General features: G+C 66.3%; 17 protein-coding genes. 13 read left to right on the top strand and 4 right to left on the bottom strand.

Features of this window, described 5'->3' with window-relative positions; all coding sequences use genetic code 11:
- The 4 genes from ACYVHT_RS22590 to ACYVHT_RS22575 all read left to right on the top strand — a co-directional run.
- Positions 1-1,318, top strand: a 1,318-nt coding sequence (locus ACYVHT_RS22590; protein WP_460557542.1) for a hypothetical protein, incomplete at its 5' end; no start/stop codon positions are given.
- A gap of 143 nt (positions 1,319-1,461) precedes the next feature.
- Complete coding sequence (locus ACYVHT_RS22585) at positions 1,462-2,442, top strand: acyl-ACP desaturase (RefSeq protein ID WP_460557540.1); 981 nt, start codon at positions 1,462-1,464, stop codon at positions 2,440-2,442.
- A 79-nt stretch (positions 2,443-2,521) separates the two neighbouring features.
- Positions 2,522-4,294: an FG-GAP-like repeat-containing protein gene (locus tag ACYVHT_RS22580; RefSeq protein WP_460557538.1), complete on the top strand. Its 1,773-nt coding sequence runs from the start codon at positions 2,522-2,524 to the stop codon at positions 4,292-4,294.
- Between the two features lie 196 nt (positions 4,295-4,490).
- On the top strand, positions 4,491-7,481 hold the full coding sequence (locus ACYVHT_RS22575; RefSeq protein ID WP_460557536.1) for a sensor histidine kinase: 2,991 nt from the start codon (positions 4,491-4,493) through the stop codon (positions 7,479-7,481).
- Positions 7,482-7,489: 8 nt separating this feature from the next.
- Here the strand turns inward: ACYVHT_RS22575 and ACYVHT_RS22570 are convergent, their stop codons facing one another.
- A complete protein-coding gene (locus ACYVHT_RS22570; protein ID WP_460557534.1) occupies positions 7,490-8,137 on the bottom strand; it encodes a response regulator transcription factor in 648 nt (215 codons plus the stop codon).
- 140 nt (positions 8,138-8,277) lie between these two features.
- Here ACYVHT_RS22570 and ACYVHT_RS22565 point away from each other — a divergent pair, with 140 nt between their 5' ends.
- From ACYVHT_RS22565 to ACYVHT_RS22550, 4 genes are all read left to right on the top strand, one after another.
- Positions 8,278-12,915 (top strand): IPT/TIG domain-containing protein, encoded by a 4,638-nt coding sequence (locus tag ACYVHT_RS22565; RefSeq protein ID WP_460557532.1) that lies wholly within the window; start codon positions 8,278-8,280, stop codon positions 12,913-12,915.
- Between the two features lie 149 nt (positions 12,916-13,064).
- Positions 13,065-14,546 carry a hypothetical protein gene (locus ACYVHT_RS22560; RefSeq protein ID WP_460557530.1) on the top strand — a complete coding sequence of 494 codons (1,482 nt, stop codon included), beginning with the start codon at positions 13,065-13,067 and terminating at the stop codon, positions 14,544-14,546.
- 33 nt (positions 14,547-14,579) lie between these two features.
- The gene (locus ACYVHT_RS22555) at positions 14,580-16,016 is read left to right on the top strand and encodes a T9SS type A sorting domain-containing protein (protein ID WP_460557528.1); all 1,437 of its coding nucleotides are present in this window, start codon (positions 14,580-14,582) and stop codon (positions 16,014-16,016) included.
- 111 nt (positions 16,017-16,127) lie between these two features.
- Positions 16,128-17,405, top strand: coding sequence for a hypothetical protein (locus ACYVHT_RS22550; protein WP_460557526.1), 1,278 nt, complete (start codon positions 16,128-16,130; stop codon positions 17,403-17,405).
- A gap of 1 nt (position 17,406) precedes the next feature.
- Here the strand turns inward: ACYVHT_RS22550 and ACYVHT_RS22545 are convergent, their stop codons facing one another.
- Both ACYVHT_RS22545 and ACYVHT_RS22540 read right to left on the bottom strand, forming a co-directional pair.
- A complete protein-coding gene (locus tag ACYVHT_RS22545; protein ID WP_460557524.1) occupies positions 17,407-18,231 on the bottom strand; it encodes a methylated-DNA--[protein]-cysteine S-methyltransferase in 825 nt (274 codons plus the stop codon).
- A 222-nt stretch (positions 18,232-18,453) separates the two neighbouring features.
- A complete protein-coding gene (locus ACYVHT_RS22540) occupies positions 18,454-18,735 on the bottom strand; it encodes a DUF427 domain-containing protein (protein ID WP_460557522.1) in 282 nt (93 codons plus the stop codon).
- Positions 18,736-18,894: 159 nt separating this feature from the next.
- Here ACYVHT_RS22540 and ACYVHT_RS22535 point away from each other — a divergent pair, with 159 nt between their 5' ends.
- The gene (locus ACYVHT_RS22535; RefSeq protein ID WP_460557520.1) at positions 18,895-20,001 is read left to right on the top strand and encodes a vWA domain-containing protein; all 1,107 of its coding nucleotides are present in this window, start codon (positions 18,895-18,897) and stop codon (positions 19,999-20,001) included.
- 116 nt (positions 20,002-20,117) lie between these two features.
- Here the strand turns inward: ACYVHT_RS22535 and ACYVHT_RS22530 are convergent, their stop codons facing one another.
- Positions 20,118-20,942, bottom strand: a complete 825-nt coding sequence (locus tag ACYVHT_RS22530) for a rhomboid family intramembrane serine protease (protein WP_460557518.1) — start codon at positions 20,940-20,942, stop codon at positions 20,118-20,120.
- Positions 20,943-21,134: 192 nt separating this feature from the next.
- Between ACYVHT_RS22530 and ACYVHT_RS22525 the strand changes: the two genes are divergently transcribed.
- From ACYVHT_RS22525 to ACYVHT_RS22510, 4 genes are all read left to right on the top strand, one after another.
- Complete coding sequence (locus tag ACYVHT_RS22525; RefSeq protein ID WP_460557516.1) at positions 21,135-22,661, top strand: P-loop NTPase family protein; 1,527 nt, start codon at positions 21,135-21,137, stop codon at positions 22,659-22,661.
- Positions 22,662-22,809: 148 nt separating this feature from the next.
- The gene (locus ACYVHT_RS22520) at positions 22,810-23,346 is read left to right on the top strand and encodes a fasciclin domain-containing protein (RefSeq protein WP_460557514.1); all 537 of its coding nucleotides are present in this window, start codon (positions 22,810-22,812) and stop codon (positions 23,344-23,346) included.
- A 418-nt stretch (positions 23,347-23,764) separates the two neighbouring features.
- Positions 23,765-26,521, top strand: a complete 2,757-nt coding sequence (locus tag ACYVHT_RS22515; RefSeq protein ID WP_460557512.1) for a class I SAM-dependent DNA methyltransferase — start codon at positions 23,765-23,767, stop codon at positions 26,519-26,521.
- 120 nt (positions 26,522-26,641) lie between these two features.
- Positions 26,642-26,926 (top strand): helix-turn-helix transcriptional regulator (locus ACYVHT_RS22510; RefSeq protein ID WP_460557510.1); only part of this gene is annotated, 285 nt, incomplete at its 3' end.

Below are 26,926 nucleotides of genomic sequence, written 5' to 3'. Positions count from 1 at the left end.
GCTGGCCGGCAGCTGGCGGCGGGCGGCGCCCGTGCTGGGCAGCGCGGCGTTGGGGCTGGCGTTGGCCACCGGCCTGCTGCACGGGCAGCAAACGCCTGCCGAGGCCCGCGCCCAGCGCCGCGATGCCTTTCTGGCCCGCGTGCTGGACTACAGCCAGCTCCGGCCAGCGCCGCGCACACCGGCCGACAGCCTCGGCACGGCAGCCGTGGGCCTGTGGTTGTTCGGCGATTCGACGGTGGTGAATGAGGGCCTGGCCCAACGGGCCTATCGTTTCGATGCGACCGAATTTCTGACCCGCGAAGTGCCTGCCAAGCTGCGGCTGCGGGCCGTTTTGCTGGCCCGCGACTACTTCCCGCTGCTGCTGGCGCTGGCGGCCACGGCCGTGGCGGCAGCCCGCCGCCGGGGCCGCCACGGCTGGTTCTGGCTGGTGCAGGCGGGTTTTGGTGGAGCACTGGTGCTGCTGGCTGGCATCCTCAAGCTGCCGCCCCGGCTGGCGCTGCCGCTGCTGGATTTCTGGCTGCTTACCAACCTGGCCTTTCTCGCCAACGCTTGCCACGACGATGGCTTGTTTCCCGCTGCCGGCCCCTGGCTGGGCCGGCAGGCCGCTTTCTGGCTGGGGCAGGTGGGGTATGCGGCGGGGCTTTTTGCGCTGGGCTGGCTGGGTCGGGTGAGCGACGAGCAGGCAATCTGCATCGTGCTGTTCTGGCTGCTGACCAACCTGGTTTACCTGGGCTGGCGCCTGCGGAAGGAGTTCCGGCAGCGCCTGGCCGGGGGCGGGGGGCCGACCGGTCAAATCGGCCGGCGCATGGTTGGCATCCGCCTCGCTACCCTTGCCGTGCTGGTGCCAGCGGGCCTCTACGCCGCCAAAACCTGGCACCGCCACCAGGTGCTGCGGCTGGAGCAGCACCGCCACGAAAGCGCCCTCAGTGACCTCCGGCGTGCGGGGGGGCGGCCGGTTCGCATCCTGGCCGGTACCAACGATTTCCTGAAAAGCAACTCGCCCTTCCGGACGTATTCCCCCGGCCCCGGCCCGGTGCTGCTGCTCACCGGCTGGCCCGCGTCTGATGCCTCCCAGCCAGCGCTGCGCCGCGCCCTGACCGGCACCTCCGACCAAACCGAATGCCTGCGGCGCCTTGCACGGCGCCGCAGCTACAGCGCGCCTCCCGAAATAGTCTGGCGGCTCACGCCCGAGGCCGCCCACTGGCTCAGCCGCCGCTTTCGCGCCAGGGGAGCCCGGCAGCTGCTGTCTCCGGAAGGGGCGGCGCCACCGCCCGGCAAGGCAGTGCCCTACCACGTGCAGCCGTGGCCGGAACATTGATTCTGGCGCTGAAAAGGCCCGTTTGCCGCCTTTCGCTACCCCCAATGCCATAATCTTATACCCGGCCCCCTACGGTTGAGGCAGACCTTTGTTGTGCGATAAGCGTTTCTTCACAACCCCTTCACGTTTTTTCGCCCCACCCCATGCAAACCTCCATATCGATAACCCGCGGCGAAGTACTTCAGCAAATGGAAGGATGGCTGAAGACCAACATGGACACCTTCCTGAAAAGCGTGGAAGACAGCTGGCAACCGGCCGACTACCTGCCCGACTCGCGCCGCGACACGTTTTTCGACGAAGTAAAAGAGCTGCGCGAAAAAGCCGGCACCCTCAGCTACGACCTGCTGGCCGTGCTCATCGGCGACACCATCACCGAGGAAGCCCTGCCCAACTACGAGGCCTGGTTCCACGAGCTCGACAACATCAACCGCGACCGCAACAACGGCTGGGCCGAGTGGATTCGGGGCTGGACGGCCGAGGAAAACCGCCACGGCGACTTGCTGAACCGCTATTTGTACCTCTCGGGCCGCGTGAACATGCGCGAGTTTGAGGTGAGCACCCAGTACCTCATCAACGACGCCTTCGACCTCGGCACGGCCAACGACCCCTACCGCGCCTTCGTGTACACGAGCTACCAGGAGCAGGCCACCAACATCTCGCACCGCCGCGTGGGCCAGCTGGCCCGCAAGGCCGGCGACGACCAGCTCTCCAAAATCTGCGGCATGATTGCCGGCGACGAAACCCGCCACGCCCGCGTGTACAAGGCCTTCGTGAGCAAGATTTTCGAGCTCGACCCCAGCGAGATGATGCTGGCCTTCGAGGACATGATGCGCAAGAAGATTGTGATGCCCGCCCACTACATGCGCGAGATGGGCGTGGAAATGGGCAAAACCTTCGGCCACTTCACCGATGCCGCCCAGCGCCTGGGCGTGTACACCAGCGCCGATTACACCGACATTCTGGATTCGCTCATCACCGATTGGGACATCGAGCACATCAAGGACCTGAACGGTGAGGCCGAGCGCGCCCGCGACTACATCATGGCCCTGCCCAACCGCCTGCGCCGCGTGGCCGACCGCATGCCCGTGCCCAAGCTGGAGTATAAGTTTAAGTGGATTTCGTAGCTGCTGACCAGGCTCGCCAGGCACTCGCAGATGACCTATCAGGCCGGATGGAAACTTCCATCCGGCCTTTTCTTTGTGTATGAAACTCCTTTTCCACGTTCGTATTTTTCTGCCTGCCTGTGCTTTGGCGCTGAGCCTGGCCCCGGCCCGGGCGCAGCGGCCCACCGTTGTGAGGGCTTTGCTCAATCCGGCGCCCAATGCCGTTTCGGCCAGCCGGACCGCCCCGGCCGAGGTGGCGCTTTCGCAGCCCATCATGGCCCGCACGGCCGGGCTGATTGCGCTGCACTCGCTGCAATACCGGGGCGTACAGACCACTTTCTCAGCCCTAAGCACAACCCCCACCTCCAGCACGGTGCGCCTGATGCAGCGGGCCGCCAGCGGCCAGGTAGCGGCCCTGAAGCCCGGCGAAACCGTGGAAGTCACCATTCCGGCCACAGTAGAAAGCACCAACAGCCTCAACTACGCCGTGCCCTACGTGTACCAGTTCACGGCGGCTACCACGGGCGGCAGCGGCTTCTTTGGCCCGGGGGCAGATATTGCCGCCGCCGCCAGCAATGCCCGCTTGGGGGCCGCTGTGGGGGACGTGGATGCCGACGGCGACCTCGACCTGCTCACCACTAACCCGGCGGGCAACTCGGTCAGCGTGCGGCTCAACAATGGCAGCGGCAGCTTTTCGGGCAACACCACCGTGGCCGTAGGGGCCTCGCCGATAAGTGTGGTGCTGGCCGATGTGGACCTCGACGGCGACCTCGACCTGCTGACCGCCAACAACCTGGATAACACCGTGAGCGTGCGGACGAATGTGGCCGGCACATTCTCCGGCCTCTTCCGGGTGGGCGTCGGCAGCCGGCCCCAAAGCCTGGTGGTGGCCGATATCGACGGCGACAGCGACCTGGACCTGCTCACGGCCAACGCCCTGAGCAATTCCGTGAGCGTGCGCCTCAATACCGGCCTCGGGGGCTACACGCCCAGCGTTGGGGCAGAGGTGGCCGTTGGGGCCGGCCCCAGCCAGGTAGTGATGGGCGATGTGGACCTCGACGGCGACCTCGACCTGCTGGCCGCCAACGCCACCGACGGCACGGTGAGCATTCGGCTCAACAACGGCAGCGGCATTTTTTCCGGCACTGCCGACGTGGCCGTGGGAACCAGTCCCGCGGGGCTGGTGGCCGGCGATGTTGATGCCGACGGCGACCTCGATTTTGTGACAGCCGATGCCGGCAGCAATTCGCTGAGCCTGTGCCTGAACAACGGAAACGGCACCTTTGCGGGCGCCCTTGCGGTGAGCATCGGCGCGGGCAGCAGCCCACAGGCGGTAGCGCTGGCCGACGTTGACGGGGACGGCGACCTGGATTTGCTGACTGCCACTACGGGCACCGGGGGAGGCAGTGGCGCGGTGAATGTGCGGCTGAACAACGGACGCGGCACGTTTAGCAGCCTGAGCGATGTGCAGGTGGGTGGCGGGCCGGGCAGCATCCTGACCGGGGACCTGGACGCGGACGGCGACATCGATTTGGTAACGCCGAACCAACCGGGCAATACGGTGAGTGTGCGGCTGAATGCGGCTTCCAGCCCGCTGGCAGCGGCCGGCGCGGCAGCGGCCCCCGCGTTTGTGCTTTACCCAAACCCGGCCGATAGAGCCACGGCCGTGCAAATCCGGATAGCCGGTGCCGCGGGCCTGGTGCCGGCCACGATTTACAACGCGCTGGGCCAGGCCGTGGGGGCAGCCACCCTGACTGGCGGAGCCGGGCAGCCCGGCAGCAGCCTGCCAACCCGAGGCCTGCCCGCCGGCATCTACACCGTGCGGCTGCAAATCGGCCCGCAGTGCATTAACAAGCGGTTGGAGCTGTATTAGCGTGGCCGGGAGGCGGGGCGCAGTCCGGGCCGTTTTCTGCCGGAATAGGCCCGGGTAGGTGGCGTCAGGGCAGGGGGGGCACCTGGCAGCGCCGGGGCTGACAGGCTCAAAAGCGCCGGTTCGAAATCTGAAAGCCCGTGCCTGACCGTAACTTGCCCCCATGAATGTGTGGCGGTTATTCTTTGCGCTTTGGGCATTGCTGCTGCCATTGACGAGCGCAGCGCAGCCGGCCGCTTCGGCCGGCTGGCTGCCCAGCGAAGCCCTGAGCAGCCTGATGGTGCGCACGCTGGTGCCCACGGCCGATGGCCTGCTCTGGGTGGGCACCGACGACGGCGTGTACCGCTTCGACGGCACCCGCCTGGTGTCCATCAACGCGCTGCGGCGGCGCGGGCCGGTGCTGCCCGCCGTGCCCTGCAACTACCTGCTGCCGCTGCCCGACGGCCAGCTCTGGCTGGGCACCGATGCCGGGCTCTACCGCTTCGGCCCGAACGGGGCCATGCAGGCCCTGCCGCTGCCGGCCCCCGGCAGCCGCAGCCGCAGCATCGAGTCGCTGGCGCTGGGCGCCCACGGGCAGGTGCTGGCCTCGCAAAGCCACGGCGGCCTGCAGGCGTACACCCCTGCCGGGCAGAAGACCGGCCGGTTCCGGCCCACTGACCAGCTGGTCGAATCCTGGGCCGCCCCCGATAGCAGCCTCTGGCTGGTGAACGACAGCATTACCTGCCAGCTCGGCCCCACCGGCCGGCTGCTGGGGAGGTGGCGGCTGGTGCCGTTTGCGACCCTGCGCCCCGTGTACGACCCCCGGGGCCGGCCCTGGCTGCTGAGCGCCGGGGCCGCCTACCGGACCGGCCCCAACGGCCGGCTGGTGAAGCACGTGGTGTGGAACAAGCAAAGCGGAAATGAGCCGGTGCAGCCGGTACAGCCGGTGCAGCTGCTGCGTAGCGCCGCCGGCCCGGCGCTGCTGTTGCCCAAGCAGGTGCTGCAGCTGGAATGGACCCCCGGGCCCGACCCGCAGCTGCGCCCGCGGTTCAGCCTGCCGCTGCCGCCCTGGCCCACGGCCGTGTGGCGCGGCCAGCTGCGGGCCGATGGCGTGGGCCATTGGTGGGTGTTCGACACGGGCACGCGCGGGTGCTGGAACCGGGCGGCCGCGCCGGTATTTATTCATGGCCTGCCGGGGCCGGGCGGCAACCCCTACAGCGTGCGCGCCAGCGTGCGCCTGCCCGATGGCCGCCTGCTGGTGAGCAGCTACGAAGCCGGCATCCTGACCCAGGCCGCCGACTCGCCGCTGGCCCCGCTGCGGCGCTGGGCGGCTGCCATCCTGCCCACGGGCAATGCCCCCGTGCTGATGGGCGCGGTGCCGGGCCCGTTGGGGCCGGGCGGCGACTGGCTGGTGGCGGGCGCTTATCCGCTGCTGCGCTTCAATGTGCAGTCGGGCATGTTCAACCGGCTGCCGGTGCTCGGGCAGGCGCTGAACGAGCCGGGCGTGCGCTCGCTGGTGCAGGACCCCGCCACGGGCCGGGTGTGGGCGGGCACGCAACAGGGGCTGCTGTACTACGATGCCGCCGAGCAGGCCTACCGGGCCTATACGGTGCCGGGCCAGCCCGCGGGGGCCCGCCCGCCGTTTGAGGGGCGCATCATCGAGGCGGTGTGCCCCGATGGCCGCGGCCACCTGTGGCTGGCCACCCCGGAAGGCGTGTTGCGCCTCACCCTGGCCACGGGCCAGCGCGAAGAGTTTGGGCCGGCGGCGGCCGCCCCGCGCCGCGTGGCCGTGGACGGGGCCCGCTGCCTGTACCTGGCGCCCGACGGCAACCTCTGGGTGGGCACGCGCGCCCACGGCCTGGCTGTGATTGACGCGGCCGGCCGCGCCCGCGTGGCCTTGTCGCTGGGGCAGGGGCTGCCAAATGCTTCGGTGGCCACCATCCTGCCCAGCGCGGGCGGCTACCTGTGGCTGGGCACCTACCAGGGGCTGGTGCGCTACCAGCCCGCAACGGGGCGCCTGGCGGTGTTCACCACGGCTCAGGGGCTGCTGTCGAACGAGTGCAACGCGCTGGCCGCCTACACCGACCCGCGCGACAACTCGCTGCTGCTGGGAGGCGTGGCCGGGCTGCACCGCATCTATCCCGGCCAGGTGCCCGGGGCCAGCGCCGTGGCGCCCCGCCTGCTGCTCACCAGCTACACGGCCCTGGGCACTTCGGCCGAAACCAGCCGTACCCGTCACTTGCTGCCCACCGACCCGCTGCCCGGCCTGCACCTGGACCCCACGCTGCCCCTGGTCGACCTGCACCTGGCCCTCACCAACAGCCTCGACCCCAGCCGCGCCCGCTACGCCTACCGGGTGCGCGGCTGGCTGGCCGACCGCTGGCTGGGCCTGGGCACCACGCCGCAGCTGCGGCTGCAAGGCCTGCCGCCCGGCCACTACACGGTCGAAATCAGGGGCGAAAGCAGCCAGGGCGTGCCCACCGCCAATACCATCCGCCTGCCCCTGACCGTGACGGCCGAGTGGTGGAACCGCCCCCTGACCTGGGTGCTGGCGGCCCTGGCCGCCAGTGCGGCCGTGTATGGCTGGCAGCGCAGCCGCCTGCGCCAGCTGCGCCGCGAAAACGCCCTCCGCGCCCGCCTCGCCGCCGATTTGCACGACGAAGTGGGCTCGCTGCTGACCCGCGTCACCATGCAGGCCGAGCTGCTGCGCGAGCTGCAGCAGGGGCCGCCCGCCCGCCTCGCCACGCTGGTCGACGACAGCCGGGCGGCGGCCAGCACCGTGCGCGACATCATCTGGAGCGTGGATACCGGCGCCGATACCCTGGGGGCGCTGGTTGACCGCATCCGCGACCACCTCGATGCCACCGCCCGCGCTACGGGCCGCGATTTACCGTTCAGCGACAAAGGCCTGCCGCTCGGGCAAGACCAGCCGCTGCCGCCGGCCGTGCGCCAGCACACCTACCTTATCTTCAAGGAGGCGGTGACCAATGCGCTGAAATATTCCGCGCCGGGCACGCCCATTCGGGTCAGCCTGGGGTTCACGCCGCTGCTGGAGCTCACCATTGACAGCAGGGGCGGGGCCGGGGAGGTGCCCGGCCGGGCGGGGCAGGGCCTGCGCAACATGCGGCAGCGGGCCGGGCTGCTGCGGGCCGAGCTGGCCGCCGGCCCCGTGCCCGGGGGGTGGCAGGTGCGCCTGCGGCAGCTGCCGTAGCGGGCGGGCTACAGGTCGCCCTTGGCGGCGCGACTCAGCAGCTCGGCCTTGGAGCGCACTTTCAGCTTGTCGTAGAGGCGCTTGACGTAGGTGTGCACGGTGTCGGGCGAGATGTCGAGGTGGGCAGCGGTTTGCTTTTCGGTGAGGCCCTCAACCATGGCCAGCAGCACTTCCTGCTCGCGGGTGGAAAGCAGCCCGGCCTGCTGGCTGGGCGCGGGCTGGAAATGCGCCAGCGCCTTGCGCGCCACCGAGGGCGAGAGGGCCGCGCCGCCGGCCAGCACGTCCAGAATGGCCTGTTTGTATTGGGGCAGGCTGGTGGCGTTTTTCACCACGTAGCCCGTGGCCCCGGCCCGCAGCGCCCGAAAAATACGGTCGGGGTCGTCGTGCATGGTCTGGATGATGATGTCGGAGTCCGGCAGGCGCTTGCGGAGCAGCGGCAGGGCCTGAATGCCGGTCTGGCCGGGCAGGCTCACGTCGAGCAGCAGAACGCGGGGCGGCAGGCTCAGGTGCAGCTCATCCCACAGCGCCTCTACCGAATCGACCACGATGGCGCAGGTAAATTCGGGCTGGAAGCTCAGGTACTCGTGCAGCAGGCTGCGCACGCGGGCATCGTCTTCGACGATGGCCAGGCTGACGGGGAAGGCAAAATTTGGCATAGCGAGAGCAAAGGTGCAGGGTAAGTCGCAGCCGGGCAGTATCCGGCGTGTCACCTAAACAGGTGACACGCCGGGTGTGAGCAGTGCCTGCGAAGGGGCAGAATTTTGTAGCTGCAACCACTCCGCTCATCCATTACCTTATGCAACACTCATTACTTCCTGCATTTTTTTGCCGGCTTACTACCGCACCCCGGCTCCTGGCCCTGGGGCTGCTGCTGCTGATGCTAAGCAGCGCGGCGGCCTGGGCCCAGCCCACCGTCACGGGCTTCTCGCCCACGAGCGGGGCCTCCGGCAGCACCGTCACCATCACCGGCACCGGCTTCACGGGGGCCACCAGCGTGCGGTTTGGGGAACTGTCGGCGGTGTTCACCGTCAATTCCAATACCCAGATTACGGCCACCGTGCCCCGGGCGGCCTCGACGATGCCCATCAACGTGACGACCAGCGCCGGCCCCGGGTTTTCGGCCTCCGATTTCACGGTGATGCGGGGCAGCAGCGTGACGTACTCGCTGGTGACCAGTGGCTTTGCCGGGGTGACCGTCGGCACCAACGCGGCCCCCGCCGTGGCCGACCTCGACGCCAACGGCCGCCTCGATGTGCTGGTGGGGGTGGGCGACGGCACCATTGCCCGCTACGAGCAGAATACCGTGAACGGCACGACCTTCTCGGCGCTGGGCAGCCTGCGCACCAGCAGCAACGCCGTCATTGATATGGGCACCGAGGCCACAGTGGCCATCGTGGACCTGGAGGGCAACGGCCTCTACAACCTGGTGCTGGGGCGCGGCGACGGCACGGTGAGCGAGTACGAGCAGACGAGCGCGGGCGCGGGCACGTTTGACCTGGTGCAGAACAACCTGTCGAACATCTCGACCCTCAACAACACGGTAACCAGCATGACCGACCTCGACGGCGACGGCTACCTGGAGCTGCTGGTGGGCAAGGGCGACGGCATCATCAGCCACTCCGAGCAGAATGCCTTCAACACCGACGACTTTATCCGCCTCAACACCAACTTCAACAATTTGCAGCTGTCGGGCAATGCCGCGCCGTTTTGCGTGGACCTGGACGGCAACGGGCGCATTGACATCCTGGTGGGGCTGAACACGGGGGCCCTGTACCGCTACGAGCAGGCGTCGGCTGGCAGCATTGTCGTCAATCAGCTAACGACCAACTTCAACAGCATTTCGGCGGGCAGCAACGCCAAGCCCTGCGTGACGGACATCGACGGCGACGGCCTGCTGGACCTGCTGGTGGGCCGGGGCGACGGCACCATCAGCCGCTACGAGCAGGGCGGCACCGTGCCCGCGCCCACCATCACGGGTTTCACGCCCACGAGCGGGCCGGTGGGCACCGCCGTGACGGTGACGGGCACCAACCTGGCCGGGGTTTCGGCCGTGACGGTGAACGGCACGCAGGGTACCCTCACGGGCACGCCCACGGCCACGGGCTTCACCTTCACGGTGGGCAGCGGCAGCAGCAGCGGCACCATTAGCGCCACCACGCCCGGCGGCTCGGCCAGCAGCAGCGGCAGCTTCACGGTGACGGTGCCCAACACCGCGCCCACCGACATCAGCCTGAGCAACGCCAGCGTGGCCGAAAACCAGCCGGTGAACACCCTGGTGGGCACTTTCAGCACCACCGACGCGCAGGGCGGAACCTTTTCCTACACCTTCGCCGCAGGGGGCGCCGACAACGGCTGGTTCAACATGCAAAGCAGCGGCACGCTCACGACGAATGGGTCGTTTGACTTTGAGACGAAGAGCAGCTACAGCATTAAAATCCGTAGCACCGACGCGGGCGGGCTATTTTTTGAGAAGACGTTCACCATCGCGGTGAGCGACGTGAACGAGACGCCCACCGTCACCTCCTTCACGCCCGCGAGCGGGCCGGTGGGCACGAGCGGCATCGTCATTACCGGCACCAACTTTACCAGCGCGGGCACGGTGACGGTGCGCTTTAATGGCACCACCGCCACCACCGTCACGGTGAACAGCAACACCCAACTTACGGCCACCGTGCCGACGGGCGCGACGACGGGCACCATCTCGGTGCAGAACAGCGACGGCACGGGCAGCAGCAGCAGCAATTTCACGGTGACGACGGTGACCGACCTGTCGGTATCGCTCACCGACAGCCCCGACCCGGTGAACGAGGGCTCGACGCTGACGTACGCCATCGGCGTGAGCAACGCCGGCCCCAGCACCGCCAGCAGCCTGACAGTTACGCTGTCGCTGCCGGCCGGGGCGGTGTTCATTTCGGCCACCGGCACGGGTTGGACCTGCTCGCAGTCGGGCGGGACCGTCACGGCCACGCGCGCCTCGCTGAGCGTGGGCGCGGCCCCAGCCATTACGGTTGCCATCACGGCTCCCGGGCAGGGCGGCACCATTTCGGCCACCGCCACGGTGAGCAGCTCCACCACCGACAACAGCGCCGGCAACAACTCGGCCTCGGCCACCACCACCGTGACGCCCGTGAACGACGCGCCGGTGGTGGCGACCAGCGGCGGCAGCACGGCCTGGACCCAGGGCGGCGGTGCCGTCGCCGTTGATGCGGCCCTGACCGTGTCCGATATCGACAACGCTACCCTGGCCTCGGCCACGGTGCGGCTGACCACCAACTTCCAGAGCGCCCAGGACGTGCTGGCGTTTATAAACACCAGCAGCGCCACGTTTGGCAACATCAGCGCCACCTACACCGCCGGCACGGGCACGCTCGCGCTGACCTCGGCCGGCCCCACGGCTACCGTGGCGCAGTGGCAGGCGGCGCTGCGGGCCATTACGTACAACAACACGGCCGGCAGCCCCACTGCCGGCACGCGCACGGTGAGCTTTGTGGCCAGCGACGGCACCACTGCCAGCGCGGCCGCGACCAAAAACGTGACCCTCACCCTGCGCACGGCCGCCCCGCGGGTCGATACGCCCGCCGACGCCGCCAGTACCAACGACACCACGCCCACCTACAGCGGCACCGCAGCCAATGGCAGCACCGTCACGGTGTACGTGGACGGCGTGAGCATCGGCACGGTAACGGCCAACGCCGGCAACGGCAACTGGAGCAAAACCCAGCCCACGGCCCTGAGCGAGGGCTCCCACACGGTGTACGCCACGGCCCAGGACAGCGGCCAGCCCGTGAGCCTGAACAGCAGCACCAACACCTTCACGGTGGATACGACGGCCCCGACGGTGACCATCAGCAGCGCGGCCGGCCCTTCGGGCAGCAGCACCGGCACCACGCCCGTTCCCTTCACGGTCACATTTTCGGAAGACGTTGCGAATTTCGCCATCGGCGACATCACGGTGAGCGGCGGCACCAAAAGCGCCCTCACCACGGTGACTGACCGCCAGTACACCTTTACCGTGACGCCGAGTGGCAGCCCGGTTACCATCACGGTGAACATTGCGGCCGGCCGCGCCCAGGATGCGGTCGGCAACGACAACGCGGCGGCGACGCCGTTCAGCATCACCTACGCGGTGCCGCCCACCATCACGGCCCTGAGCGCCAGCGCCGAGCTGCCGGGCATGCCCGTGGTCATCACCGGCACGGGCTTCACCAGCGGCAGCACCGTCAGCTTCGGCGGGGTGGCGGCGGCCAGCGTCACGTTCACGTCGGCCACGTCGCTCACGGCCACGGTGCCGGCGGGCGCGGCGCTGGGCAGCAGCCCGGTGGTGGTCACGACCAGCGGCGTTTCGTCGGGCAGCGCCCCGGCCTTTGCCGTGCTGAAGGTGTACGATGCTGTGGCCAGCTGCCTGAGCACCACAAACTACACGGCCACCGGCGACGGGGCCTGGCACTACCTGCTGGCGTCTAACGGCCAGGTGGTGGCCGCCATTCAGGACACCCGCGCCGCCCTGGGCACGGTGCGCGTCGATTTCCTGATTACCGGCTCGGCCAGCGCGGTGCGCCAGGATGGGCGCGCCCACAAGTACCTCGACCGCAACTGGCACCTCACGGCCACCAACGGCACCTTCGCGGGCAGCAGCGTCAACGTCCGGTTCTACGGCCTGACCTCCGAGTTTGCCCGTCTGCAGGCCGCCGATGCCAGCGTGAGCTATGCCAGCCTGAAAAGCACCCAGTACAGCGGCCCCAACGAGGACTGCCAGCTGAGCAACAACGCCGCCACCGCCGAGGCGCGCACGCTGGCGGTGAGCGCCAGCACCCCCGGCAACGGCGTGGCGTGGTTTGTGGCCCAGGTGAGCGTACCCGACCATTTTTCGGAGTTCTACCTCACCGGCAGCGCCACGCCGCTGCCCGTCGAGCTGCTGGCCTTCACGGCGGCGGCACAGGGCAATGCCGTGGCGCTGGCCTGGCGCACGGCTTCGGAGAAAAGCAGCGCCCGCTTTGAGGTGGAGCGCAGCACCGACGGGCGTGCGTTTGCGCGCATTGGCGAACGGGCCGCCCAGGGCACCACAACCAGCCCGACGGACTATGCCTTCCTCGATAACCAGGCTCCCGGCTCCCCGAGCGCCCAGGCCCCCATTTACTACCGCCTGCGGCAGGTGGACCTCGACGGCACGGCCACCTATTCGCCGGTGCGCGTGGTGACGGCCGGAGGGAAGGTTGACCTCGCGCTCTATCCCAACCCGGCCCGCGAGGCCGTGGCCGTAACCGGCCTGCCCGCCGGGGCCGCCGTGACGGTGCTCGATGCGCTGGGCCGCACCGTGGCCGCTGCCACCGCCGAAGCCGATGGCACCGCCCGCCTGACGCTGCCCACTGGCCTGGCCGCCGGCGTGTACGCCGTGCGCAGCGGCCGCCTGACCCGCCGCCTGGTGGTGGAGTAAGCCGCGTAGCCGAACGAGCCGCCCATGCCCGCCGTGTCACCTAAACAGGGGACACGGCGGGCATGGTGCCGTTAAGCTGAACCGTGAATTTTGCACCAATCAATTCGCTTTCCGGTATTTTCTTTTCCATCCTCAGTTACCCGACTTTCATGAAACTACGCTTACCCTTGCTGGCTGCTGCGGCCGCGCTTCCCCTGGCCGTGCAGGCCCAGAACGTGGGCATCGGCACGGCCACGCCCAATGCCAAAGCCGCCCTCGAAATCTCGGCCACCAACAAAGGCCTGCTCATTCCGCGCCTCACGCAGGCCCAGCGCACGGCCATTGTCTCGCCCCCCGATGGCCTGATGGTGTTTCAGACCGACAACACCACCGGCTTCTGGTATGCCTTTGGGGGAAACTGGGTGAGCATTCCCAACGCCAACACGGCCACGCCCACCGGCCCGGCCGGCGGCGTGCTGAGCGGCACCTACCCCAGCCCCGGCCTGGCCACCAACGCCGTGACCAACGCCGCCGTGGCCGATGACGCCATTGGCATTGCGGAGCTTTCGGCCACGGGCACGGCCAGCGCCACCACCTTCCTGCGCGGCGACAACACCTGGGCCACCATCCCCAACAGTGGCTGGAGCCTGAGTGGCAACACCCTCAACGGCAATCAGTTTATCGGCAGCCTCAACGACGAGGACCTCATCGTAAAGCGCAACAACGCCGAGGCGTTCCGGGTGTTTGCCAACGGCCGGGTGACGCTGGGCAACAACTCGCCCGGCTCTTCATCGGTGATGCTGGGCTTTAACGCGGGCGTCGGGCTGACCACGGCCAACTACAACGTTATCGTGGGTGCGCGGTCCGGGCAGTCCCTCAACAACAATTTTAGCACGTTCGTCGGCTACGGAGCGGGCCAGAATACCACCGGCGGCGGCAATACCCTGTTGGGCGGCCAAGCCGGCATCCGGCTGACCAGTGGCACCAACAACGTGTTTATCGGCAATAATGCGGGGTATACTAGCAGCACCGATATTACCGGTAGCAATAACATTGTCGTCGGGGCCAGCGCCGGGAGCGACCTGACTTCCAATGCCAATAACATTCTTATCGGGGGCAGCTCGCAGGCCAGCGCCGGCCTCTACGACGCCTACGCCCTCGGCAACGGGGCCAGCGTCGCGCAGGGCAACTCGCTGGTGCTTGGGAATTCGCGGGGCAGCAACGACGCCGTGAGCGTGGGCATTGGCACCTCGGCCCCCAGCAGCTCCCTGCAAGTCAACGGCACCTTTGCCGTCGGGGTCGTAACCAACTATGGCGGAAGCGGAAGCGCGAGTAGTCCCAACGGCCTCGACCAGGGCGCCATCAACTCCACCACCCTGATTGGCGGCTACTACGTGCTGAACCCCACCAGCACGAGCAATCAGTATTACAGCCTGCCCGCCGCCAGCGCCTGCCCCGGCCGGATTTATTACCTGCGCAACAACAGCACCACCACCAACGCCATCATCAGCGCGGCGGGCGGCTCCGTCTTCGCGGGCAGCAGCTCCACCGCATCGCCCTACACGCTGTATGCCAGCCCCAACGCTAACCAGGCCAAAACCGTCGTTGCCATCTCGGACGGCACCAACTGGACCCTCGGCAAGCTCGACTAGCCCGGCAGCTTGCTGATTTTTACCTGAAAGCTCATGCAAAAACTGCTTCTCCTTCTGGCCGGCGGCCTGCTGCCCGCCGCGCCGGCCCTGGCCCAGGACCTGACCAACAACGGCGCCACCATCAGCCTCACGGGCGGGGCCATTCTCACCACCAGCGGCACGCTCGATAACAGCAGCGGCACGCTCGACCTGAGCAGCGGCGCCAACCAGCTCTACGTGGGCGGCAACCTGCTGAACGCCAGCGGGGCCACCCTCACGCCCGGCACCGCCAGCACCGTCACGCTGAACGGGGCCGCCGCCCAGCAGCTCAGCCTCAACGGGGCCGCGCTGGCCAACCTCACCGTGGACAATAGCAGCGGCGGCGTGAGCCTGCCCGCCGGCAGCAGCGCCGACGTGACCAGCGCGCTCACGCTCACCAGCGGCATGGTGACCACCGATGCCGCCGCGACCCTGCGGCTGGTGAACGGGGCCACGCTCAGCGGCGAAACCAGCACCCGCTACGTGGCCGGCAACCTGGCCGCCGTGAAAGCCAGCGTGCCGGGCGGAGCCACCACCGCGTTTGCCAACGGTTTGTCCATCACGCCGGGCGCCACCCTCACCAACCTGACCGTGACCCGCACGGCCGGCCTTGCCACTGCCCAGACGAGCTACGGCACCAATGCCGCCGGCACCAACCAGGGCATCGACCAAATCTGGCGCACCTCGGCCCCGCTCACCAACGCCCAGGTGGTGCTCGGCTGGCTGGCGGCCAACGACCATGGCCTCACCGCTTCGCTGGCCAATGCCCAGGTGTGGGGCCGCGCGGCCGCGCCGGTGGCGGGCTCGGGCTGGGCCCGCATCAGCGCCGCGCAGAACGGCACCGGCCGCTCCGTGACCGGCACGGTGCCGGCTGCGGCCAGCCTGTCCTTCTTCACGGTGAGCACGGCGGCCGAGCCCCTGCCCGTTACGCTGGTCGATTTCACGGCCCAGGCCGAAGGGCCAGCCGCCGTGCGCCTGGCCTGGACCACGGCCTCGGAGCGCAACAACGCCGGCTTCACCGTGGAGCGCAGCCTCGACGGGCAGGTGTTTGCGGCCATCGGCACGGTGGCGGGCGCGGGCACCAGCACCGCGCGCCGCACCTACGCGTTGCTCGATGGCCGGCTGCCGGCCGGTGTTAAGCAGCTGTTCTACCGCCTGCGCCAGGACGATGCCGACGGCACCGCCAGCTACTCGCCCGTGCGCTCCGTGGCCTTTAGCCCGATGCTGAACGCCGCCTTCTCGGTATATCCCAACCCGGCCAAGGCTACCCTCACGGCCGACGGCCTGCCCGCCGGGGCCGCCGTGGAAATTCTGGATGCGCTGGGCCGCACTGTGGCCGCCGCCACCGCCGAAGCCGATGGCACCGCCCGCCTGACGCTGCCCGTTGGCGTGGCCGCCGGCGTGTACGTGGTGCGCAGCGGCCAGCAGGCCCAGCGCCTGGTGGTGGAGTAGGGCCGGCCGCCCGGTTTCCGGGCAAGCGGCTGCCGCAAGAAAGCACGAACCGCCGCTTGGCATTTGCCGGGCGGCGGTTCGTGCTTTCTTGCGATGGATTTCCCGAACCACATGACCTTTTTCAACCATTGCCTGCTCGGTTTCAGCCTGACGGCCGTGCTGACGGCCTGCGAAACGCGCCGGGCTGCCCACCCGGCCGAGCAGCCTGAATCGGCCGCGCCGGCGCAGCCGGTTGCCGCCCCCGCCGGGCCGCCGGCCGCCGACACCGCCGACCTCACGCGCGCATTCAGCCGGGAGCCCGGCCCCCGCGATTCGCTCATTCCGCTTGGCAGCAGGCATTTTCGACTGTCGGTGCAGGTCGCAACGGACTCGACCAGGCCGCTTGACTTTGCTCCGCCCGGGCTGGTGGGGGAGGCTTTCGCGGTGCCGGGCGATACCGCCCGGCCGGTGCGCCGCATCCGGGGCTATGCCGAAACCTACACCCTCACGCTGCGCGATTCGGCCGGGCGGGCCGTGGTGTTTCGGCGCCAGCTCCACAAGCCGGATTTTTACGGCCTGGTGCCCCGCGAAGACGTGACGGTGACCAATCTGCCGCCACCCAGCTACCTGGGCTACAGCGCGGCCCTCGATGCGCTGGTGTTTGTGTGCTACCCCGGCATCCCGTTCAGCGACGTGGGCTGGCAGACCACGCTGCTGCTCGACCGCCAGGGCCGGGTGCGGCACCACCGCACGGGCGGCCCGGCCTATTCCGACGCGCCCGACTGCGACCCGCGCCTCTCGCCCTCGGGCCGCGCCGTGCTCACCTGTTCGGAGGTATTGCGGGCGGGCCAGCCGCCGCTGAAGCTCGGCAAACCCCACGCGCAGCTGCGCGTGGCGCGCTTTCTGAGCGACACCACCCTGCTGGTGATGTACGAATACGGCGACTACGTAGCCCGGCCCGCCGGTACCAGGCCGGCCGCCGACGCCGCCGAATCATTGGAACACGCTGGAAAGGAAGCGGCCGCCACAACCAGCTACGACTTCGTGACCACGCCCGCCCAGCGCCGCCTGCCCACCGCCTTTGTGCTGAGCACCAGCGGCCGGGTGCTGCGTTCGTTCCGCTTCGCGCCCGATTATGCACTGGCGAGCGACCTGGCCCGCGTGTGGGCGCGGGCGGCCGGCGTGTACCTGCTGGTAGAAGCCGGCCAAAAGCTGGTCGTCGTGCCCAAAGCCCACCCCGAAGCCCTGTTCGAGCTGCCCCTGAAGCAGCTGCCGAAGTTCCGGCCGCCGCAGCGCCCGCACGAGCAGGCATACGCCGTTAGCAACGACTTCACCCGCCTGCGCTTCTACGTCGATACCCTAAACCCGCGCGCGGTGCGGGTGCAGCCCCTGCCGCCGCCGAAGGATTGAGCTATTGGGCGGTTTGCGCCGCTTCCCAGCCCACCAGCGCGGCCTTGCGCGGCGCGCCCCAGCGGTACTGCCCCAGCTCGCCCGTGCCGCGAATGACGCGGTGGCAGGGGATGAGGTAGGCCACCGGGTTGGCCCCGATGGCGGTGCCGGCGGCCCGCACGGCCGCATCCTGCTCGGCGGCGGCAGCTACCTGCGCGTAGGTGCGCAGCTCGCCTTCCGGAATGCGCAGCAGCGACTCCCATATTTTGAGCTGAAAGGCCGTGCCTTTCAGGTGTAGGTGCAGCCGCTGGGCGGGGGAGAAGGTGCGGGTGAAAAAGCCCGCCACCTGGGCATGGGCGGCGGCTTCGGCGGCGATGAAAGCGGCATTGGGCCATTCCTGCCGCAGTTCGGCCAGGGCCTGCGCGTCATCGGCGGTAAACACCAGCTTGCAGAGGCCTTTGGCCGTGGAAGCCACCAGGTAGCGCCCGAAGGGGCTGTCGCCAAAGCTGTATTCGATGGCCAGGGCGGCCCCGCCGTGGCGGTATTCGCCGGGCGTCATGGCTTCCAGGGTCACGAATAAGTCGTGCAGGCGGCCGGTGCCGGAGAGGCCGGCTTCGTCGGCGGCTTCGGCCACGGAGGCGCGCTGGCGCAGCAGCCGCTTGGCGTGGTCGAGGCTCAGAAACTGCAGGAATTTCTTGGGCGACACGCCTGCCCATTCTTGAAACTTGCGCTGGAAGTGAAACGGGCTCCAGTGGGCCTGGGCGGCCATGGCTTCCAAATCGGGCTGGGCCCGGAAATGGGCCTGGGCGTAAGTCAGGGCGGCTTCGATGCGCTGGTAGTCAGTCATGAGTTCAAGGGGTTGATTGACTACAAAATTCGCATTCGGAACAGGCGCAGGAAACCCGATTCTTGCGCAGTTTGGGCTTGCATAAGAATGAAGAAGACCGTCATGCTGAGCGCAGTCGAAGCATCTCTACCGCAATAGTAAACCCAATCAAGTGGATTAGTTATGCGGGCAAGATGCTTCGCTGCGCTCAGCATGACGGTCAATAAATCGAGAGTAAAAGGTTTACTTCTCCACTTTCACGCCTTTCCAGAAGGCTACGCGGCCTTTTATTTCCTTGGCGGCATCCTTGGGCTCGGGGTAATACCAGGCGGCATCCTTGTTTTTTTCGCCGTTCACGTTCAGCGAGTAGTAGCTGGCGCGGCCTTTCCAGGGGCAGCTGGTTTGGGCGATGCTGTCCTCAAAAAACTCTTTTTTGATGGAATCAGCGGGGAAATAGTGGTTGTTTTCGACCACAACCGTGTCGTCGCTTTCGGCCACGACGGTGTTGTTCCAGATGGCTTTCATCAGAGGGTAATGGTTAGTGATAAATGGTTAATCAGAGTGGGCGTACCGGATGAACATTGGGCGGGGGCGCTGTGTTTGCTAGTGTCAATCCGGATTAACGCATCCTGCCCGTCGCACGGCAATTCATCATCAACCGTTAATCATTAATCACTACGTATTATGGCCGTTGGCTTCCGCTTCCGCGATTTTGTGCCCGAAGACCAGCCCGAAAAGGGCTTCGAGTCTTTATTCAAATTATTCATGCAGCTTGTCACCATCACCTCCGGCGACGTGGGCGAGGCGCTGTCCTGGCTCAACGAGTTGGACAAGCAGTACGGCCTCACCGACGACAACTATGGCATGGGCAACTTCATCGATGACCTGAAGAAAAAGGGCTACATCGACGAGAACGAGCAGCAAAAGGGCGAGTTCAAGATTACGCCCAAAACCGAGCAGGGTATCCGCAAATCGGCGCTGGAGGAGATTTTCGGCAAGCTCAAAAAAAGCAGCACCGGCAACCACCGCACGCCCCACACCGGCCAGGGCGACGAGCAGAGCACCGACCTGCGCGAGTTCCGCTTTGGTGATTCGCTGGAGTCGATTCAGATGACCGAATCCATCCGCAACGCCCAGCTCAACCACGGCATGGAGAGCGGCGAGTTCATGCTGACCGAGGGCGACCTCGAAGTGCGCGAAAACGAGCACAAGTCGCAGACCAGCACCGTGCTGATGATTGACATCTCGCACTCGATGATACTCTACGGCGAGGACCGCATCACGCCGGCCAAGAAAGTGGCCATGGCCCTGGCCGAGCTGGTGAAGCAGAAATACCCCAAGGATTTCCTCGACGTCATCGTGTTCGGCAACGACGCCTGGCAGATTGAAATCAAGGATTTGCCCTACCTGCAGGTGGGCCCCTACCACACCAATACCGTGGCTGGCCTGGAGCTGGCCATGGACCTGCTCCGCAAGCGCAAAACGCCCAACAAGCAGATTTTCATGATTACCGACGGCAAGCCCACCTGCCTGAAAGAGCCCGGCGGCTACTACAAAAACAGCTTCGGCCTCGACCGCAAGGTGGTGAACAAGACGCTGAACCTGGCCGCCGCCGCCCGCCGCGTGAAGATTCCCATCACCACGTTCATGATTACCTCCGACCCGTATCTGCAGAAGTTCGTGGAGGAATTTACCGAGGTGAACCAGGGCAAAGCCTACTACTCGGGCCTGAAAGGGCTGGGCCACCTGGTGTTTGAGGACTACAAGAAAAACCGCCGCAAGACGCTGTAGAAGTTCCAATTCGTCTGTCATCCTGAGCGCAGCGAAGGACCTTATCACACCAGAGCAACGACTGCTCAGACGGGATAAGGTCCTTCGCTGCGCTCAGGATGACAGATGGTAGTTAGCTACCGCGACAGCTTTTCCAGCTCCTTTTTCTCGCGGACGCTGAGGCTTTCCATTCCTTTGCGGCTGATTTTGTCCAGCAGCGCGTCGAGGTCGGCTTCCTGCCGGCGCTTTTGGGCCTGGTAGCGGTCGTCCACGGTTTCGTAGGTGGGCGAGGCGAAAAAGCTGCCGCGCAGCAGGCCTTCGGGCTTTTTGATGAGCAGGTAGGCGAAGGCCACGGCCGGCACCAGAATGGCGGCAATGACGAGGTAGTTGGTTCTCAGCAGCTCCGGCCGCATGAGGATGACGGTGAGCAGGCCCACCAGCCCGCCGCCCAGGTGGGCATCGTGGCCGATGTTGTCGCGCCGCGTGGTGATGCCGTAGGCGCAGTACACCACGTAGAGCATCCCGTAGAGCCAGCCCGGCACGTACAGGCCCGGCCAGCCCACCTCTAGGCCGGGAAACAGCGCCAGCCCCGCAAACACCAGCCCGCTGATGGCCCCCGATGCGCCCACGGCCGTGTAGTCGTCTTCGTGCCAGTGCAGGGCCAGCGACACCAGGCTGCCGCCAATCAGGCTGGCCAGGTAAATGAGGAGGTAGCTGCGAAAGCCCACCATCATTTCCACGCCGCTGCTGAAGTAGTAGAACGTGAGAAAGTTGAGCAGCAGATGCACCCAGCCGGTGTGCAGCAGGCCCGACGTCAGCAGCCGGTAGTACTGGTGGCCGTAGCGGATGTCCCTGATGCGGAAAGCATATTGGTCGAAGTAGCTCGGGTTTTTGAATCCCTGGTAGGAAACCAGCAACGTAACTATCAGAATAACCAGGCCGATAATGCCGAATTCAGTCATGGGAGCGGGCGCGGGCGGAAAGGGTGCAGAAAAGGAGGCGGAAGCGGCTGGCTACGGGCGTAATTGCCCGCGTATTATTCAGCCGCGAAAGGTAAAACCGGTTCCGGCTTTTCCAAGGCGGGGCCGCCTGAACCTCAGCCCCCCTTTCGCGGTTAAACACCTTGGGAAGACAGTTTCCCGCCAACGTCCTGTATGAAGCACGAAACCATCCGCACCCTGGGCCAGCTTCGCGCCAGTGGTTATACTCCCCGCACCGTGAAAGCCGAGCTGCGGGACAACCTGATTCAGAAACTCAAAAACAAAGAAGACGTTTTCCCCGGCATCTTCGGCTACGACGAAACCGTGATTCCGGAGCTGCAGCGCGCCATCCTGGCCGGGCACCACATCAACCTGCTGGGCCTGCGCGGCCAGGCCAAAACCCGCATCGCGCGCCTGCTGGTGAGTTTGCTCGACGAGTACACGCCCGTGGTGGCCGGCTCCGAGCTGAACGACGACCCGCTGCAGCCGCTGTCGGTATTCGCCAAAAACCTCATTGAAGAAAAAGGCGACGACACGCCCGTGGCCTGGCTGCACCGCGACGAGCGCTACACCGAGAAGCTGGCCACGCCCGACGTATCGGTGGCCGACCTCATCGGCGACGCCGACCCCATCAAAGCCGCCACCCTGAAGCTGCCGTATTCCGACGAGCGGGTGATTCACTTCGGCCTGATTCCGCGGGCGCACCGGGGCATTTTCGTAATTAATGAATTGCCCGATTTGCAGGCCCGCATCCAGGTGTCGCTGTTCAACATTCTGCAGGAGGGCGACATTCAGATTCGCGGTTTCAAGGTGCGGCTGCCGCTCGATATCCAGTTCGTGTTCACGGCCAACCCGGAGGACTACACCAACCGGGGCAGCATTGTGACGCCGCTCAAGGACCGGATTGACGCGCAGATTATCACCCACTACCCGAAGTCGATTGAAATCGGCAAGCGCATCACCAAGCAGGAAGCCCGCATCAAAGACGAGCAGCGCGGCATGGTGACCAGCAACGAAATCATCCACGACCTGGTGGAGCAGGTGGCCGTGGAGGCGCGCGGCTCCGAGTTCGTGGATGCCAAGTCGGGCGTGTCGGCCCGCCTCACCATCTCGGCCTACGAGCAGGTGATTGCCGGAGCCGAGCGCCGGGCGCTGGTAAACGGCGAAAGCAACACCTACGTGCGCCTGGGCGACTTCATCTCGGCCGTGCCCGCCGTGACGGGCAAGGTAGAGCTGGTGTACGAGGGCGAGCAGGAGGGGGCCGGCATCGTGGCCGAGAAGCTGATGGGCAAAGCCATCCGCACGCTGTTCCTGAACTATTTCCCTGACCCCGACAAGTCGAAGAAGCTCAAAAACCGCCCCTCGCCCTACAAAACCGTGCAGGAGTGGTTCGGCAACGGCCACACCCTGGACCTGCTGCACGACGCCGACACGGCCGCCTACCGCAAGGCCCTGGACGAAGTCCCCGGCCTGCGCGACATCGTGAACGAGCTGCACCCCAACGAAACGCCCGAGCACACCTACTTCCTGATGGAATTCCTGCTCCACGGCCTGGCCGAGCACAGCCTGATTTCGCGCAACCGCCTCACGGCCGGCGCGCAGTTCAAGGATTTGCTCTCCTCGATGTTCACCATGCCCAGCTTCGGCGAGGATGACGACGACGACGAGGACGAAGACGAGAAGCCCCGCCGCCGCCGCTAGCCCTCCGTAGCGCGGACTTTTAGTCCGCGACTAAAACCTAAAAGCCCCGCGTGCCGCAAGGTGCGCGGGGCTTTTGCGTTTGGAGGCCAGGGCAGGAGGGGGTGTTTTCGGTACAACTCCTATATATTGCTTCAAACTTGCCCCGCCCATGCGCCTCTGTTTACTCCTTAGCTGCCTGGCCCTCGCGCTCGGTTCGCCCGCCCAAACCCTGAAGCCCGCCCCGGCCCCCGCCGGCAAAACCGTGGCCCAGACCCTGGCCCTGATGGGCATTGCCTCGAAATGCTACGCCGGCCTGAAAGCCGCCCGGCTCGATTCCCTGCTCAACGGCTCGCCCAAACAGCAGTACACCGTATTCGTGCCCACCAACGAGGCCTTTGCCCACCTCGAAGAGCGGGGCCTCGGCTTTGCCAGCAGCAGTGGCCAGGGCCTCGACCAGCACCAGCAGGAGCTGCTGCTGCGCTTCCACGTGGTGCCCGGCCGCTACCCCACCGAGGCCCTCAAAGCCGGCCAGAGCCTGCGCACGCTCAATGCCGCGTTTGCGATGAAGGTGAGCGGGCAGGCCCCGCACGTCTTCGTGAGCGGCACCAACACCGCCCCGGTCGAGCTGGTGAATGCCTACATCGTGTGCAGCAACGGCATCATTCACCTCATCGATGACGTGCTGGTGCCGTTTGCGCGGAAGTAGTGCGGGCGTTCCAGCCCACTCGGTTGCGGTTGTGGCCGTTGTAGCAGCGGAAGCTGTTTAGGAAGTCAAAACCCGTCTGTCATCCTGAGCGCAGCGAAGGACCTTCTCACGGCAGCACAACGCCTATGCTGACGTGAGAAGGTCCTTCGCTGCGCTCAGGATGACAGAGGCGTAGGCAAATCAGCCTTTCCAAACAGCTTCGCCGTATGGCAAGCGCATCAGCATGACGTGCCACTCACTGCTGGGAACCTGCCACACCGCTTTGTAGGGAAAACGCGGCGTCGGCGAAAATACCCTACACACCTGTAGGGTATTTTTGTGAGCGACGCATTTTCCCTACACGGAGCCGCCGGCGGGCCGGAAGTGGGGGAGTTGCGCGGCGCCGCCTATCTTCCGGCCCCATTGCTGCCCCTTTCCCATGCCCCTTTCCCTTTCCGAGCTAAAAGACCGCGCCATTCGCTTCGCCCAGGAGTGGCAGACCGCCGCCGACGAGCGCGCCGACGCCCAGGCGTTCTGGATTGATTTCTTCCACGTTTTCGACGTGAAGCGCCGCCGGGTGGCCTCCTTCGAGGTGCCCATCAAGAAGGCCGACGGGCGGCAGGGCTTCATCGACCTGCTCTGGAAGGGCACCCTGCTGGTGGAGCACAAAAGCCGGGGCCGCGACCTGGACCGCGCCGGCCAGCAGGCCCGCGACTACTTCCCCGGCCTCAAAGACCACGAGCTGCCCAAGTACATTCTGGTGTCGGACTTCGCCCGCTTCCGCCTCTACGACCTCGACGAGGGCACGGAGCACGAGTTCGGGCTGGCCGAGCTGCACCAGCACCTGCACCTGTTTGCCTTCCTCACGGGCTACCAGAAGCGCGAGTACCGCCCCGAGGACCCCGCCAACATAAGGGCGGCCGAGCTGATGGGCGAGCTGCACGACGCCCTGCTGGCCGGCGGCTACCACGGCCACAAGCTGGAGGTGCTGCTGGTCCGCATCCTGTTCTGCCTGTTTGCCGAGGACACGGCCATTTTCGAGAAAAATGCCTTTCAGGAGTTTCTGGAGGCCCAGACCCGGCCCGACGGCGCCGACGTGGGCACCCGCCTGGCCGAGTGGTTTTCGATACTCGACCAGCCGCCCGCCGAGCGCCAGCGCCACCTGCCCGACTACCTGGCCCAGCTGCCCTACGTGAACGGGGCCTTGTTCACGGAATACTTCCCCTTCCCGAGCTTCGACGCGGCCCTGCGCGAGCGGCTCATTCGGTGCACGTACTTCGACTGGTCGCGGATTTCGCCGGCCATCTTCGGCTCGCTGTTTCAGTCCGTGACCGACCCCGTGAAGCGCCGCAACCTGGGGGCGCACTACACCTCGGAGGCCAACATTCTGAAAGTGATTCAGGGGCTGTTTCTCGACGAGCTGCGCCAGGAGCTGGCCGCCGCCGGCCAGAGCCGCCCCCGGCTCGACGCCCTGCACCGGCGGCTCGAACAGCTGCGGTTTCTGGACCCGAGCTGCGGCTGCGGCAACTTCCTGGTGGTGACCTACCGCGAGCTGCGCCTGCTGGAGCAGGAAATCCTCGAACGCCTCTTTGTGAGCCAGCGCGCCACCGGCCAAACCGTGGACCTGGCCCTGTATGCCCGCGTGCAGGTGGACCAGGCCTACGGCATCGAGGTGGAGGAATTCCCGGCCCGCATTGCCGAAGTGGCCATGTGGCTCATGGACCACCAGCTCAACCTGCGCCTCTCCGAAGCCTTCGGCAACCTCTACCTGCGCCTGCCCCTCACCCGCACCGCCACAATCGTGCACGGCAACGCCCTCACCACCGACTGGGAAGCCGTGTGCCCCAAAGAGAAGCTGAGCTACATTCTGGGCAATCCGCCGTTCATTGGCTCGAAGCTGATGAGCGAGCAGCAGCGCCGCGAGCTGCTGGCCGTGGCCGGCCCGGCGCAAGGGGCCGGCGTGCTCGACTACGTGGCCGCCTGGTACCTCAAAGCCGCCCAATACGTGCAAGGGACTGCCGTGCGCGTGGCCCTCGTCAGCACCAACAGCATCACGCAGGGCGAGCAGGTGAGCATTTTGTGGGGCGAGATGCTGAACCGCTACCACATCCACATTCAGTTCGCGCACCGCACCTTTAAGTGGAGTAATGAGGCGCGCGGCAATGCCAACGTATTCTGCGTGATTGTGGGTTTTGGGCTGGAAGCCACGCCCACGCGGCGGCTATTCGACTACGCCACGCCCAAGAGCGAGGCCCACGAGCTGAAGGTGAAAAATATCAACCCGTATTTGGTTGATGCGGAAAATGTAGTTGTAGCAAAGCGCACAAAGCCATTGAGCAATGTGCCCAATATGTTGTTTGGGAACATGCCTAATGATGGGGGATTCCTCATTCTCTCAGATGAGGAAAGGGCCGCGTTACTCGCAACAGAGCCTAACGCGGCACCTTTTATTCGTCCCTTCTTTGGCTCAGAAGAGTTTATTAATAACCGGTCTCGCTGGTGCCTATGGTTGAAAGATGTAGCTCCTTCAGAGTTGCAAAAGATGCCGCAGGTGCGGGAGAGGGTGGCAAACGTCAAGCGAGTTCGAGAAGCCAGCACGCGAGACGCTACCCGTCGTTTAGCGCAATTCCCTCAGCTATTCGGAGAAATTCGTCAGCCGGAGACAAATTATCTGGTGATGCCGCTAGTGAGTTCAGAAAACCGGCGTTTTGTACCTATCGGCTTTGCTGAACCTACTGCTATTGCATCAAATCTGGTAAGCGTAGTGCCCAACGCAACGCCTTATCTATTCGGCGTGCTGACTTCGCAAATGCACATGGCATGGATGCGGGCAGTGTGCGGACGCTTGAAAAGTGACTTTCGTTATTCAAGCCAACTCGTCTACAACAATTTCCCCTTCCCGCCCGCGCCCAGCCCGAAGCAGGTAGCCGCCGTGGAAGCCGCCGCCGCGCAGGTGCTGGCGGCCCGGGCCGAGTTCCCCACCGAGAGCCTGGCCACCCTCTACGACCCTCTCACCATGCCCCCGGCCCTGGTGCGCGCCCACGCCACCCTCGACAAAGCCGTGGATGCCTGCTACCGCCCGGCCGCCTTCCCCACCGAGCTCAGCCGGCTGGAGTTTTTGTTTCAGCAGTACCGCCAGCTGCAAGCTCCGCTGCTGCCGCCCGCCGCTCCCACCACCCGGCGCAAGGCGCGGTAGCCCCGCCGCCGCAAGCAGTGGCCGCCCCAGCATGTAGGGAATTATTTTATTCGTGAGAAATACCCTACATCTTTGTAGGGTATTTCTTTTGGCAGGCATTTTTCCCTACAGTCTTTTCGCATGGGCCGACGCGCTACTCCTTCCTCCAGCCTGCTGGCGCAGGTGCGGGCTTACTACGGCCTGCGTCAGCACGAGCTGGCCCTGCTGCTGGGCGTGGCCGAGTCGCAGGTGGGCCACCTCGAAACCGGCCGCCGCGCCCTCAGCCTGGCCGTGCTCGACCGGCTGGCCCCCTTCACCCAGCAGATGGCGGAGGAAGCCGAGCCGCTGCCCGCCGCCCCGCCGCCCGGCCCCCTGGAGGCCGGCCCCCTCGAAGCCCGCCGCGCCGCCCGCCTGCACGAAGCCGCC

The organism is Hymenobacter daeguensis (assembly GCF_054780555.1).
The sequence above is the reverse complement of the archived record's forward strand: the minus strand, read 5'-3'. Positions and strand labels throughout refer to the sequence as shown.